Below are 14,246 nucleotides of genomic sequence, written 5' to 3'. Positions count from 1 at the left end.
ATGCGCGCGATCAAGACTCCGCCGTCGCGACGCGGCGAGCGGTGTTGGTGCGGAAGACACGCACCACGGACGCTCCGTCACTTGACTGTGACGGACCTCACACGACCAACAACGCCCACCCCGTATCGATCCACCTCGTCGATCCCTTGGGCGTGCCCTCGAGGTAGCGGAGCCGGTTCACGCGAGCCTCGTCCAGCACGCCGCCGCTCTCGGCGATGTCGTCCTTCGCGACAAGGCACCAGGCGATATCGTTTAGCGACACCGTTCGTTCGGCGAATCCGCGGTCGCCGCCGTCGATTCGTAGCCCGCCCTTCGGGGCGAGCCCGAGCACGCGCATGCGCTTGCCGTTGCGCTCGATCCAGCCGTTGCGGTTGCGCGACTCCGTGAGCGCCGCTTCGACGCACGACGCAGCGCGCTCCAGCGCACCCGCGGGCAGCCGCCGCGACGCGCTGCGCCCGGCCCCCAGCGCACGCCAGGTTTCGAAGTGCACGTCCGGAATCGCCCACGCGCTCTCGGCTTCGTTCCACCGCCCCACGCCGAGGTAGCGCCAGGAGTCCGCGGCACGTCGCCCGAGGACGAACGCGGTTTCAGCGGGCCTGCGGTCCGGCACGCGGACGGCGACGCGGTCGGGCGCGGTGAGCGAGCCCGCGCCTTCAACCACGATGAACAGGTGCCCCTCGACGCGTCCGGTACGCGGCTCACCATCCATCGCGAACCAGTTCCGCAGCTCGGCGGACCCGAGCTTCTCGCCCGCTGCCGGCGCGAGTGACTCCGGCCGCACCGTCTCGACGAGCCGCGCGATGGGCATCGTCTCCGCGGTAGCGTCGAACGACTCCGCCGCCGGGTTGTCGGACCGCAGCCGCCAGCGGCCGCCCTCCTGGACCACGCGCTTCACCTGGTACGCGTGGTCGCCGGTGATGCCGGTCTGGAGCAGCGCTACGCGGCCCTCCATCGCCCCGAGCCCTGCACCGCGCGCCAGCCGGAATACGAGCCAATCGCCGTCGTGGATCGGGTGCGGGCCGCCGTCCATCGAGTCTCCGGCAGCGCGTACCGCGAACAGATCGTCGCCGGTCGCATTCACGGGGAGACGCACCTCCTCGGCCTCTGGCGCGCTCGCGATCGGGCCGTCCGGCGCACCGGCGGCTGCGCGCAGAGTGGGGAACGCCACGATGTTCCCTCGCCGAGGCAGCTCGATGACCTGCCCCGCGGGCTCGACCCACCAGCCGTCGGGAGACCGGTAGAACCGGACGCGGAACGCAGTTCCCGGCCTCCCTGCGGAGGGTCCGAACCAGCGGCGCATCAGGTCGGGCAGCTCGTTGCGATCCGAGCCCGCAGGCCGGGCCACGTTGCAGAACTCGCGCATGAGCCGGAAACGCCACGGGCGGCCGTCTTGCAGACGGACGTCGAGCTCGCCCGACGGCAAATCGGGGCGCGTCGCTCGCGCTGGCAGCTTCAAGATCGGATCGCGCTTGTTCCAGAGGACCTTGCACTCGAACGCGTCGCCGCCAGTCTCGGCCTCCCCACGCCGGCGGTACTGGGCGAGGCGGTAGTCGACGAGCTCGCGAGTCATCTCCGCGAACGTAACTTCGAGACCGTCTGGAATCGGCAGCCGCGGGACGAGTCGGTCCTCCTCCACGCGGAACCAACGCCCCGGCCGGTCGGCGGTGCCAGTCCAGGCGGCGATGGGGTTCTTGCGCCAGTACGCGCGCCATTCGGCCGAGGCGCCGTCGGCCGCTTCCTTCACGCCGTCCACGTCGCGGAGCAGCTCCGGTGAGCGCGCGAGGAGCTCGTGGCTGCGCCGCGCGAGTTCGGCGAGGCGCATGCCGTCGCGCAGCACCTCCGCCTCGACGAGCGCCTCGAGCACGACCATCTTGAAGCACTTCGTCATCGCGGTGGTCTCGAGCTCGCGGAACCAGTCGCGCGCAGCCTCGACGGTTTGCGCCTCGACATCGGTGAGGTGGCCCTCCCCGGCGACGAACTCGAACCAGCTGCCGTGTGCCGCGCGCAGCGTCCCCGGCGCGTAGCCCATCCGGAAGAGCTCGCCGACCGTCGGCCGCTCGCCGCGTGACGCGTAGAGCTCACGATAGACGCGCTGCACCTCGCTCCCGCCCGTCGGGAGGAGCTTTCGGAGGAGCTCGACCGCCTCGAGCTCCACGTCCACCGAGCAGCCCGCGGGCAGCTCGGCGGTGCCGCTCTCGAGGAACGCCGCGAGGCCGACCATCGCGTCGCCGAACGACAGCAGCGTTCGGACGTGGTCGAGGAAGACGCGGTGGTTCCCGACGAAGTCGATGACGGTGAGCTTCTCCTTCCCGTCTGCGACCCGGAGCCCGCGGCCGAGCTGCTGGAGGAACACCACCGGCGACTCCGTCGGACGCAGCATCACGACGCGGTCGACGAGCGGCACGTCGACGCCTTCGTTGAAGAGGTCGACGGCGCAGACCGCGTCGAGCTCGCCCCCCGCGAGCCCCCGGAGCGCCTCCTCGCGATCCGCGGATCCGGGCTGCGAGTGCACGGCGACGACCCGGACGCCGCGCGCAGCGAGCCACCGCTGCACGTACGTGGCGTGCGCGATCGTCGCGCAGAACACGAGCGACCGCGTCCCGCGGTGCTCGCCCCACGCGTCCCACAGCCGCTCCATGCGGCGGTCGGTCTGGACCGCCGCCGCGAGCGCGTCGGCATCGAATCGGCGGTTCCGCCACGGGATGTTCGCGTAGTCGACGACGTCCTTCAGCCCGAAGTAGGCGAACGGGACGAGCCGCCCGGCCTCGATGCCGACGTCGAGGCCGGCGCGGAACGCGAGGTGGTCGTCGAAGAGCCCAAGGACATCGCCCTCGTCGGCGCGGTCGGGCGTCGCCGTGAGCCCGAGCAGGAAACCGGGCGACAGGCGGGCGAGGATGCGCCGGTAGCTCGCCGCGTCGGCGTGGTGGACCTCGTCGACGACGACGTAGTCGAAGCGCTGCGACGCGAGCCGGTCGAGGTGCTCGGCACGCGACAGCTTCTGGACCGACGCGAGGACGAGGTCGGCGTCGAACTCGGAGCGATCCTCCGCGAACCAGCCGACCCGCAGCTCCGGCATCGTGCGGCGCAGGACGCGCCGGAACGTCTCGGCCGCCTGCGCCAGCAGCTCGCGGCGGTGCGCGAGGAAGAGGACGCGGATGGGCCCGCCGCGTTCGTGCAGGAACGCCTCGGCGTCGAGTGCGGCGAGGAGCGTCTTGCCGAGCCCGGTCGCCATCACGACCAGCGCGCGGCGGCGCTGCTCCGCGCGGCTCGCCGCCAGCGCCGCGAGCGCCTCCTGCTGCACCTCGTGCGGCTCCGGCGCGGCGGGCAGCGCCTCGTCGTCGGATTCGCCGGGCGGCGGCGGCAGCGCGGCTTTCCGCGCGCGCGAAGCGTAGCTCGCGACCCACTCCAGCGTGAGCGATCGCGCCCTCGCCCACAGCGCGTCGAACTCGTGCTTCGTCCGGTCGTAAGCGGCGGGATCGGTGCCGCGGTCGACCCGCAGGTTCCACTCGACGCCGCTCACGAGCGCCGACTCGGACACGTTAGACGAGCCGACGAACGCGACGCCGACACCAGGGCCCTCGAACCGCCACGATTTCGGGTGGAACGAGCGCGTCCGCCCCGGCAAACGCTCACACTCGATGATGCGTGCCTGGAACCCTGGCGCGAGTGCGCCTTCCCAGTCGAGCATCCGGCTCAACGCTTCGGCCTGCGTGATCGCGAGGTAGTCGCCGGTGACGAAGCGCACACGAGCGCCGCGCGAGATCGCCGACGAGACGAGGTTGTGGAGCCGATCGAGGCCACTGTCCTGCACGAACGCGGCGACGACCGCGACGTCGGTCGCCCGCGCGAACAGCGGCGTGAGGTGCGCAAGGAACGGATCGCACTCGCCGCCGACCGCGAGCGGCGCGGGCGCTTCCTTCCGATAGTTCCCCTTCCACGGGATCACGTGCCGGACGCCACCCCGCGGGTCGTCCATATCGCCGCGGTACCGCGGGATGACGTGGACGTGGAGGTGCATCACGGTCTGTCCCGCTGCCTCGCCGGCGTTGAAGCCGACGTTGTAGCCGTCGGGACGCGGCTCCTGCGCGTCGAGGTCACCTTTCACGAGATCGACGAGATCGAGGATCGCCTGCTGCTCCTCGCGCGTCGCGTCGAACCAGGTCGCGACCGGGCGCTTCGTGATGACGAGCGTGTGGCCGGGGGAGACCGGGAAGGCGTCGCGGATGGCGAAGGCGAGGGAGTTGGAGGCGACGCGCTGAGCTGAGTCGAACGGGGAGGTCATCGCGTGCCGCCATGCTCGCCACGCCAGCAGACAACAGGTGTCCGTCGCCGTGCTACAGCTTAGCGCTGACTTTACAGGAACCCTGGCCGCCGCTCACTAGACAGTTCTGAGCCACTGCCGGCGTGACGCACATGTCGCCGGCGAGAGAAGGCGCTCTCCGCGATGCAAGACCAGCGGGACGCGCAAGGGCTCGTGATCAAGAGTCTCTGCTGACCCGCACGCGACGTTCCGACCTGCTTCCGACCTGGCACCATGATCCCGATGCCGAATTCTTCCGACCAACGGGCCACATCGCGAGCGTGGTATGACGCCCCCGTCGAGGAGTTCATCTCCGCGAGCGGGGACACCGTCATCGGTCGCCTCACCGTGAATGCCGGTGGGGACGTGGTGCAGACCCAGGTCGCGGCCTGGCGTGAGCAGATCGACGTCCTCCGGCGGGCACTCCGCGGCATCACCGGCACCGTCGCGTTCGAGTTCACCATCCCGCGCATGGGACGGCGGATCGACGTCGTCCTCCTCGCTGGCCCCGTCGTCTTCGCGATCGAGTTCAAAGTCGGGTCCGCACAGTTCGATGCCGCCGCGGTCGAGCAGGTCTGGGACTACGCGCTCGACCTGAAGAATTTTCACGAAGCGAGCCATCGCGCGGATATCGTCCCGGTGCTCGTCGCGACCGAGGCGTGCTCGGGACCGCCGCTGTCGCTCTCTCGGGATCCGGATGGCGTCTATCGCCCGCTCTGTTCCACCACGGCGAAGTTGAGGCAGGTCATCGACGCGGTGCTTGCTTCGAAAGCTGGACTCGAAACGAGCGCGCTCGATTTCCGCACGTGGCTCTCGGCGCCGTATCGGCCCACGCCGACCATCGTTGAGGCGGCACGCGCGCTGTACGCACAGCACTCCGTCGACGAGATCGCCCGCCACGACGCTGGCGCGGAAAACCTTCGCGTCACGTCGCGCCACATCGAAGCGCTCGTGGACGAGGCGCGCCGGACGCGCCGCAAGGTCATATGCTTCGTGACCGGCGTCCCCGGCGCCGGCAAGACACTCGTTGGACTGAACGTCGCGACGCGGCGAAACGATGGGGATGGGACGGCGCCCGCGGTCTACCTCTCCGGCAATGGTCCACTCGTGGCGGTCCTCCGCGAGGCGCTGACACGGGACGAGGTAGCCCGTCGACGGGAGCTCGGTGAGAAGGCGCGCAAGAAGCACGTCGGCGAGAGCGTCAAGGCGTTCATCCAAAACGTCCACCATTTCCGCGACGACGCGATCGCCGAGGCGACGAGGCCTCCCGCGGAGCACGTCGCGATCTTCGACGAAGCTCAGCGCGCGTGGACGGCGGAAATGACCGCGCGCTTCATGCGGCAGAAGAAGGGAATCGACCACTTCTCCCAGTCGGAGCCTGAGTTCCTCGTCTCATACATGGACCGTCACGACTGGGCGGTGGTCGTCTGCCTCGTGGGCGGAGGCCAGGAAATCAACACGGGCGAGGCCGGCATCGACGCCTGGCTCGATGCGGTGCAGGCCCGGTTTCCCGGGTGGGACATGCACATCTCCTCTCGCCTCACCGACAGTGAGTACGCGGCGGGGCATGCACTCGAGCGAGCCCGCTCCCGACCGCGAACGAGCTTCGACGACTGCCTCCACCTCGCGGTTTCCATGCGCGCGTTCCGAGCCGAGAACGTCTCATCCTTCGTCAAAGCGCTGCTCGACTCCGACGTGCCTGCCGCGAGGTCCGCCTTCTCGAAGTTCTCGGAGCGATACCCGATACTCAGGACCCGAGACCTCAAGGCCGCGAAGGACTGGACGCGGAACCGCGCGCGCGGCTCCGAACGGTACGGACTTCTCACCTCGTCGAAGGCTCAGCGGCTTAAGCCCCACGCGATCGATGTCCGCGCCGCAGTCGATCCCATTCACTGGTTCCTCAGCGGCCGAGATGACACGCGTTCGAGCTTCTACCTCGAGGACGCCGCCACGGAATTTCAGGTCCAGGGCCTCGAGCTCGACTGGACGTGCGTCGCGTGGGATGCCGACCTGCGCGTCAGCGGCTCAGGCTGGAGTCACCACGACTTCCGCGGCAACCGCTGGACGCACGTAAGATCGCTCGAGAACCAGCGGTACCTCGTGAACGCGTACAGGGTCCTGCTGACGCGCGCGCGACAAGGCATGGTGATCTTTGTGCCGCCCGGGAACGCGCGCGATCACACTCGGCCCCCCGAGCACTACGACGCGATCGATCGCTACCTCGAGACGATAGGGGTTCCGCAGCTGTGACCAGCGGGTACGTTGACCGAGGCACATCGGCGTTGCACCACGTGACGGTATGGTCGGGCGGACGGGCGTAAATCTTAGACCGCTTGTCCGGAAATGCTCCTCGCGCCATTTTCCGATTGTAGCGCTTCGTGCTATCGCACTCATTCGGGAGCGCGTTCCCGCGTCTGTCCAGGCGGCCCAGCCGGCACCACTGACAACGAACGTGTTTGCTGCTAGTTTGCTGCTGGGACCAGGCGAGCCCCGGACCCACTGCCACTTGGGGCGAGCAGCAAAGACCAGCTGCTCACCATACGCGAGGTGACGCCGATCCTGAGAATGTCGACGGCTACGGTGTACAAGCTCGTCCAGTCCGGTGAACTCGCCACGATCCGAGTTGGGAACAGCATCCGCATTCCGCGACACTTGCTCCCTCTCGAGACGAAGCCGTAGCCGCTTCCATAGAACACCCGTCGTGATCAAGTGCCGATGACGGCTCGGCCGTCGGTCGCCCGCTGCGAAATGAGCTTACGGCTCGAAACGGTCAGCTCGGCCATATCGACTCGAGCCGCTTCCGCGCCTCGCCAAGATCGAGTGCGAGCGTTCGGAGTGTAGACAGAGTCGACTCGGGAATGTCGCCGACTGCCTTAAGTAACTCCGCACGGGACGCGAGGCGGTTCATTCGAGACTGCACCTCCTTGGCTTCCTCCAGGGCGCGACCCGCCTGCACCTGAAGCTCACCTGGTTTCGACATAGCCGGCGTCGAGCCGCAACCCTGGTCGCAAGCATCGACTAGCCGTATTGTCAACGCACTCACCGACTGTGCCCGGGCCACAAGCGACTGCACTTGCTCTCCGAAGTAGTCAGCCAGCCGAACGCCGAGGAGTAGCTGTTCGAACGCGCGGATGGCATCCGGTACATCAAGGTCGCGGAGGAGCACTGAACGGCGGAGCGCCACGAGCTCATCAGTTGTGCCTCGACTGCCAAGCGTCGCAGCGAACCTCTCGAGAAGAAAGCAGAACGCGGCGCACAGAAGGCCCACGCGGGCTGCCTCGACCGTCATTCCCTGCGGTGCCGCTGCGGCGCGACTTACCGCCACAAGAACACCTCCCGCCAATACGAGCCTGATCGCGACAGAGGTGAACATCGCGGCAGTAATGAACCGTCGGAGGGCCGGCTTTCCTCCCATCGGCGCGGGGACATTGCTCCAACTGACCGCCATAAAGGCTGGGACGTCACACAGTTCCAACGATGCCAGGACGAGGCCTCCGTTGCTCGCCCACCGCGGCACAACACTCCGCGTCAACGCGAGCGCTACAACCGCCAACACGGACGCGGGGATGGTTGCGATGACCTCCAGGCTGAACTGGAGGAGCCGACGTGTCAGCAAGACTCGCGGGTCGTGCTCAGCTCCAGGCATCTTGATGTTGATCAGCTCTTTCAGATGCGCAACGGAACGCAACGCGAGCCAGCAACTCAGGTAAGCGAGGGCGGCGGCACTCAGCGTTGGTCGCGCGCTCTTGAACTGGTCAAGCAGCAGCCACACCGCTGCGGCGCCTGACGCGAGCAGAGCCCACGGCGTCCAGCCGCCCTGCTTGGCGATGGCTTCCTGGTCAACTATCTCATGCGTGATCGCATCAACGATGTCGCGGCGGGAGGGCCGTTCTTGCGAGATCTCCGGATCAGTGGGCACGGCATGCGTGTACCATCGGGCTCTGACCAGTCCGTCGCAGAGCCAGACGTCGTCGCACTCCGCTCGCCGGGAACGACGCGGACGTCTGGCTCGGGGCGGTCGACGCAGCCCCCACTCGACCGCGGAGACAATAGGCGGTTAGGTCGACGGCGACCGCGCGCGCCGACGCATGCTCGAGCACACGGAGGCGCTCTGGCGCGAACCGCTCAGCCTCCGCCGCGACGGAGCGCCGACACCGCCACTGCTTGCGGTGCCCGCCGTTCGCGCGAGCGGCCCTGAGCTATCGCGCGCCTGCTCAGTCGAAGTACTTCGACTCTCTATTCTGGAACGCGGGCCGCGTGCCCTCGAGCACGTTCAGCAGCGCCGCGTTGATGGCCGGGTTCTCAATCGCCCCGCTGCTGTACTCAATCCTGTTACCACCGTCCGACACGTGCCGGGCATGAATCACCTGCTCAGCGTCGCACGCGACAGCTAGATTTGGGTTGTGCGTCACCATAACTACTTGTCTCCTTGCTTTCGCGACGCGCAGGCACGACCCGAGAAGCCTGTAAACGGTTTCGTTGTCGAGGTTCTCCTCGGGCTGGTCGATGACTAGCGGCGTGTCACTGCGATCGATGAGCAAGTAAAAGGCGAGCAGCACCGCACCGCGCTCTCCCGGCGACAACTGCGACAACTCCTTGCTACCGAGACGCAACGAGTAGGTCGGGAGCAAGTACGTCAACCCGAAGATTACGTCGTACACCGACTCCGGTTTGTGATTCTTTCGCAACTGCGCGTGCAGCGTTGTGACGGGCTTCGGTTCCACGCGGTGATCTCTGTGCAGGTGATCATCGAGTTCCTGAAGAAGAGCAGTGACACCCGCCGCCGAGCCGAGATCGTGGCGAGCGAGTATCCCCTGCAACATCCGCGCACCATCCTCCAGCCCTGCAAACGATCCTGTCGCCGCACGATTCAGGTGCGCGAACAGAGCATCCTCCAGCCCGCTCTCGCGGATAGCCACACTGAAATTTAGCGGGAATTCGCGCAGGACGCCTTGCTGCTCCTGCACAAACCGCTGAACGGCGTCATACACGTCCTCATACAGTTGCGCGATTGCGGTGATGGCGTCATAGACGTGCAACGAGAGCTCTAGCCGCTTCTGTTTCAGAGCTGCGAGACGCTCGGGCACCACCTCGAGCGCGGCCAAGCGCGCCTTCTCGAACTCGAGCGAGCCTGCCAGCTGTGCATTTCCGACAAGCGTCGCCCGTGCTGCCTGCCATGCCTCGCGTTCAGTGCGGTACCGCTCGTACTCCTTCGCGGGACCTTCGAGCTTCGCTTCGAGAGCCGCGAACGTGACGCTCTCGGCTGCCCGGCGTGAAGCGAATGAGTCTGGACGCGAGGCATCCAGCTCATGCTCGAGTTCGGCACTTCGAGCTACGAGAGCCGCAAGCTTCTCGTCGATTGCATGGAACGACACCTTCACGTCGACGACCGCGTCGAACGGGATCTCGAGAGCCGCCAGGTCTTCGGCGACGGCGTTCGTGAATGTCTGGAACTGGCGCTGGAGGTTCTCGAGCCGTGTGCGTACCTGCCGAGCTCTCTCGGTCAGGCGCTGCAACTCATCGAGGGTACGACGCGACTTCTCTAGCGCGTCGTCCAGCGCAGCAGCGCGCTGTCGCGACTCCTCAATGTCGGCCATGAGCTTCTCAGCGGCCGCCTTCGTCTCCGGGTTCTTCTCCGGTGGCTCGACAACAACTGGGCGGAGCGCGTCGTGCGCCGCGAGCTCTTTTTCCTTAGCCTCGATCCTCCGTTGCAGATTCGCTCGATACTCGGGGGTAAGGGCCTGCTCAAGTGTCGCGATTTTCTCGTTTAGTGGCGAGAGCTGCACTCGAAGCTGCTGGATGCGGTCGTCGAGAGGTCCCTTGCGAATGCTCAACAACTCATCGATCGACTTAGCTCCAAGCCTCTTGTCAACGGGAATGTGAGAGAAGATCACGGCCTTGAGCTCGCAATCGAATGCGCTACCCACGCCTGCGTCGAGCTCGTTGCAGATTTCCTCCAACCGACTCTGAGGCAAGTACGTAACTCGCTCGACTTCTCCCGGGCCGGTACGTGAATCAAGAGTGCGGGTGGTGGTCTCCTGCGATTCCCACGTGGCGGTCGCACGGAAGCTGCGCGCCTTGTTGTCTTTAGGGTTGCGAAATTTCGCGTCACGCAGGAACGAAAAGTGCCGTTCGTTATGGGATGCGCCGAGCAGTCCGACAATGTCAGCGAGAGCGCTCTTCCCGCTGCCCTTGTTACCGATGATCGCAACTAGTTCGTGATTCAGCGGGATCAGGGCATCGAACCAAGCATCCGGCTCAGTGGCACCGGGGATCTTTCTGACTTCGACAGAAGAAAGATACCTCATCGGTCGCCGCCGCACTTCTTTGAGGTGCAGCGGCTCATCGCCTATGAATGTTCTCGCGCCGGGCTCGTTGATTGTCTGCAACAACCCCAAGAAATTCGCATCGGCCTTTATCCAACAGGCACGCCCTCCCGGGAACAGGCCGTAATCAGCGACAGCATGCGCGTCACTCCCGCATACGGCCGGTTTCGGTTTCCCTCCTATAGCCTTGAGGAAGTTCTGGATGAACTTCTCGTTCTTCGGCGTAACGGCGCCGTGAAACAGATCGACACTGTCCTGGTCACGAGTCTCAAACATGTCTGCGAAGTGCAGAAACACGCCGTCCAGCACCGGCTGCGTCTTCCAATCGAGCTTCTCGACCCCTCCCGAAGTATCGTAAGGCTGAACTACAACAGCCTTCCCGCTTCGGCGCAGGGGCGCGATCGCCTCATGCAGCGACTGACGTGTGACGAGCGCAGCCTTCGCTCCGAGCACTAGTCGGCCTGCGTCATCCTTCAGCAGCGCTTCAGTGGCGCCGAGCTGCTTCAACTTGTCTTCGCCAAGCTCATGGGTCAGCGTGATTAGCGCCTCATCCGAAAGAGGACGATGGTTCCCGGTCGGGAACAGCACGCGAAGGTTCGACTTGAAGTCGCGCAGTTCCTGCTGCGTTGCGCGGTCGCTAAAGATGATCTGGGCGTTCAGCCGGTATTCCGTCGGGGCCTCGACACGCACCTCCATCCCCGGCAGGAGCGTCTTCGCCAGCTTGTATCCGGATCGCGATTCGTAATCTCGAATGCGACAATATCCGTCGAACGTCCAGTAATCGACGACTGCAAACACTGCGACGTCAGACGCATTCACCTTGTCGATGATGGCCTTGCACGCCTCGTCGGACTGCGCCGGGGACATATTCGAGAATCGCGCGCCTTTCCAGTGGAAGGACGCAGGAGTATGAACATGCAGGTCCCACTTTCGCCAAAGGGACCCTCGCGCGTCGGTCATGGTTTTCCCTCAGTGGACACTGCACACACCCAGTCCTTACCGGCCGGGCATTTCAGCGGCGGCCGTAGGCTCGCATGGCGGCGGGAAGGTCGCAGCAACTTTTGTCGCGGTATCGTCTCGAAAGCTGCCGCGAGCCCTCCTCCGCGTTCAGCAGGTGGCGCCTTGATCGGAGCGCTCCTGCTCGTCCATCACGAGCAGCCGCGACTCCATCCGCAGTCGGTAGATCCAGCGCCGCAGGTTCGTCAGCGAGATCTCGCGGCTCGCTTGCGAACCCACGCTGCGTCAGATCTTGACTCGAAGCCCGCAACCAGCTTCGTCCACCGCGCGCGGCCGTCGTCTCGCATCCCCTTGCCTCGGCGAGAACGGCGAGGATCGCGGCCGGCTCACGGTCGCCGCACGGCGTCAGTCGGGCGGTTACGTTTCCACGACGGCCGGCCGCACCAGGCGTAGAACCCGGCGCGCGAGACCTCGAGCACGTTCCAGAGCTTCGTGTGCGGTCGAAGGCCTTCTCCGCGTCATGCGAACTTCACTTCTGGTGCTTCGCGAAGAGGGCCGCCGCTCTTCTGTTAGGATCTCCCGATCGTCGCGCAGTTCGCGGTTCTCCTTGTGAGGCGAGCGAGCTGTTCCTTCTCCGGGTCTCACCGGAGCGCCAGCAGCTGTGGGAGGATCGCGTCCCCCAGTCGCACCTGAGCCCGCGAGCTCCGCGTCCGGGACTCTTTGTCGTGGCGGCTTTCGGTGGTTCATGACGCCTCCTCACGTTCGGCTGCACCGTCGCACGGCCGTGAGCGTGAACGATCTCATTGACGGCCGCGTGTCCAATCGAAGTCCGGCGACCGCCGTGGACGGGAGTTCCGTCGCGTACACCTGCGCCACAACTCCCGTCCACGCCTAATCACGATTGTGCTGATTGGCCCGCCTGCCGATTGCGTTTCGTAATTCTAGGAATCCGAAGGCCAGGCACGCACCAGCGTCGAAGCGAGCGAGGTCGTTTAACCGGAAGGCGCGCGGCGATCCGGGCCGCTCGTGGAGCGACCCGGACCGCCTCGCGCGGCTCCGCCGGCGATTAACGACCGATCACGCTGACGATCGCCTGCAGCTGCTCGTCCGTCAGGCCGAACGTCATGTTCCTGTCCTTGATCATCTGGACGGTGATGCCCTTGCCCTTCAGGTTGCTCGTCTCGAGCGGCCCGTGGCAGCTCGCGCAGGACTGGCCGTACAGCGCGGCGCCGTCGATCGGGGGCGTGTACGTGCAGGCCTGCTGGACGATGGGTGTGCCGCCGGTGCAGCCGTCCGGCGACGAGGTGAGCACGGTGCGCGTCTGCGTGCCGTCCTGCTGGCAGGCGCTCCAGTCCGAGTAGGTGAAGGAGGCGCACTCGACGGCGGGCGGCGTGTACGTGCAGGCCTGCGAGAGCTCCGGGCTTCCGCCGGTGCAACCCTCGGGCGAGGACGTCAGCACCGTGCGCGTCTGCGTCCCGTCGGACTGGCAGGCGCTCCAGTCCGAGTAGGTGAAGCTCGCGCAGGTCGCCGGGGGGATGTAGGTGCACGGCTGCGAGAGCACCGGGCTACCGCCGGTGCAGCCCTCGGGCGACGACGTCAGCACGGTGCGCGTCTGCGTCCCGTCGGCCTGGCACGCATCCCAGTCCGAGTAGGTGAAGCTCGAGCAGGTCACCGGGGGCTGGCCGTACGTGCACGACTGCGTGAGGACGGGCGTACCCGTACAGCCCTCGGGGCCGGAGGAGATCACCGTCCGCGTCTGCGTCCCGTCCGGCTGGCAGGCGCTCCAGTCCGAGTAGGTGTACGCGCACGCCGTCGGAGGGGTCACCGCCGCCGGAAGGTTCTCCGCATGGAACACGCCGGAGGCGAGGTCCGTGAGAGGTGCCGAGAAGATCAGCCCGCCCGTCTCGCGGTTGGTGACCGCCACGTTCCCCTCGCGGTCGCGGGTGACCTTGATGACGCTGAGGAGCGGCACGAGGCCGGTGCTCCCGTGGTCACCCTCGAGCGCCACGGGCCGCGGGACCCGGTAGTTCTCGAAGAGCGGGGCGAGCGCCGGGACCATGCGCAGCTCATTGAGGACGTCCATGAACGTCTTCACCGCCCGCTCGGGCGCGACCCCAGGTGACAGCTCCGTCGCGGCCGAGCGGACGGCCGCGGTGACCTGCGCGTTGGCCGCGGGCGGGGAGCTGCCGTCACCGCATCCACTGGTGGTCAACCCGGCGACGAGCGCACCGACGGCGAGCGAGTTGAGAATCCGGTTCATCTGCATTGCGTCTCCGATCTCGGCGGCGCCGACCTCCGCTGCGGAGGCCGCGCCGCGCCGTAAAGGGGGCGCCGCGCGCGCCGCGTCCGGATGAGAACGCGGCGGGCGCGGCGTGGGGACGTGTGCCGCGGTCTCGCCTCCTGACCACATCGCGCCAGGGCGGATCCCCGGAGGCGTGCGATCGGACGGGTCACGTCAGCACCAGGCGTGCCCGCGGCGAGTGGACCGATTATCGGTCGCTTGCGCGCCCGGTGCGCCCGCGCGGGCTGCCAGATTTTCGATGTGCGATATCGCGAATCCGAGGCCCGCGTGACCCACCCGTGGTGCAGGCACGCGCGGTGCTGACGGGTGATCTGATTCGCGAGAGGACGCCGAGCACGGGGAGGGCCCGACGATGCCGGTT

Annotated in this window: 8 protein-coding genes; 3 read left to right on the top strand and 5 right to left on the bottom strand. The window is 66.7% G+C overall.

The genetic code is table 11. From position 1 onward, the window contains the following. Positions 1 to 97 precede the first annotated feature (97 nt). Complete coding sequence (locus MNZ39_RS01195) at positions 98 to 4,282, bottom strand: DEAD/DEAH box helicase family protein (RefSeq protein ID WP_242333317.1); 4,185 nt, start codon at positions 4,280 to 4,282, stop codon at positions 98 to 100. A 261-nt stretch (positions 4,283 to 4,543) separates the two neighbouring features. Here MNZ39_RS01195 and MNZ39_RS01190 point away from each other — a divergent pair, with 261 nt between their 5' ends. Continuing rightward, positions 4,544 to 6,550 carry a DUF2075 domain-containing protein gene (locus MNZ39_RS01190; protein WP_242333315.1) on the top strand — a complete coding sequence of 669 codons (2,007 nt, stop codon included), beginning with the start codon at positions 4,544 to 4,546 and terminating at the stop codon, positions 6,548 to 6,550. A 249-nt stretch (positions 6,551 to 6,799) separates the two neighbouring features. Beyond that, positions 6,800 to 6,979 carry a helix-turn-helix domain-containing protein gene (locus MNZ39_RS01185; RefSeq protein WP_308197184.1) on the top strand — a complete coding sequence of 60 codons (180 nt, stop codon included), beginning with the start codon at positions 6,800 to 6,802 and terminating at the stop codon, positions 6,977 to 6,979. A 91-nt stretch (positions 6,980 to 7,070) separates the two neighbouring features. Here MNZ39_RS01185 and MNZ39_RS01180 read toward each other — a convergent pair whose 3' ends face one another. The 4 genes from MNZ39_RS01180 to MNZ39_RS01170 form a co-directional block, all read right to left on the bottom strand. Further along, the gene (locus MNZ39_RS01180) at positions 7,071 to 8,219 is read right to left on the bottom strand and encodes a hypothetical protein (RefSeq protein WP_242333313.1); all 1,149 of its coding nucleotides are present in this window, start codon (positions 8,217 to 8,219) and stop codon (positions 7,071 to 7,073) included. A 295-nt stretch (positions 8,220 to 8,514) separates the two neighbouring features. Beyond that, complete coding sequence (locus tag MNZ39_RS01175; RefSeq protein ID WP_242333311.1) at positions 8,515 to 11,586, bottom strand: TrlF family AAA-like ATPase; 3,072 nt, start codon at positions 11,584 to 11,586, stop codon at positions 8,515 to 8,517. Between the two features lie 147 nt (positions 11,587 to 11,733). Further along, positions 11,734 to 11,862 carry a hypothetical protein gene (locus tag MNZ39_RS24180; RefSeq protein WP_255840672.1) on the bottom strand — a complete coding sequence of 43 codons (129 nt, stop codon included), beginning with the start codon at positions 11,860 to 11,862 and terminating at the stop codon, positions 11,734 to 11,736. A 787-nt stretch (positions 11,863 to 12,649) separates the two neighbouring features. Further along, positions 12,650 to 13,666, bottom strand: a complete 1,017-nt coding sequence (locus tag MNZ39_RS01170) for a cytochrome c (protein ID WP_242333309.1) — start codon at positions 13,664 to 13,666, stop codon at positions 12,650 to 12,652. Between MNZ39_RS01170 and MNZ39_RS01165 the strand changes: the two genes are divergently transcribed. Further along, entirely contained in the window at positions 13,665 to 13,937 is a 273-nt protein-coding gene (locus tag MNZ39_RS01165) for a hypothetical protein (protein WP_242333307.1), read from the top strand. The genes MNZ39_RS01170 and MNZ39_RS01165 overlap by 2 nt on opposite strands. The last annotated feature ends 309 nt before the right edge of the window (positions 13,938 to 14,246 follow it).

Origin of the sequence: Anaeromyxobacter sp. SG66 (genome assembly GCF_022690805.1) — a bacterium.
GTDB lineage: Bacteria > Myxococcota > Myxococcia > Myxococcales > Anaeromyxobacteraceae > Anaeromyxobacter > Anaeromyxobacter soli.
The sequence above is the reverse complement of the archived record's forward strand: the minus strand, read 5'-3'. Positions and strand labels throughout refer to the sequence as shown.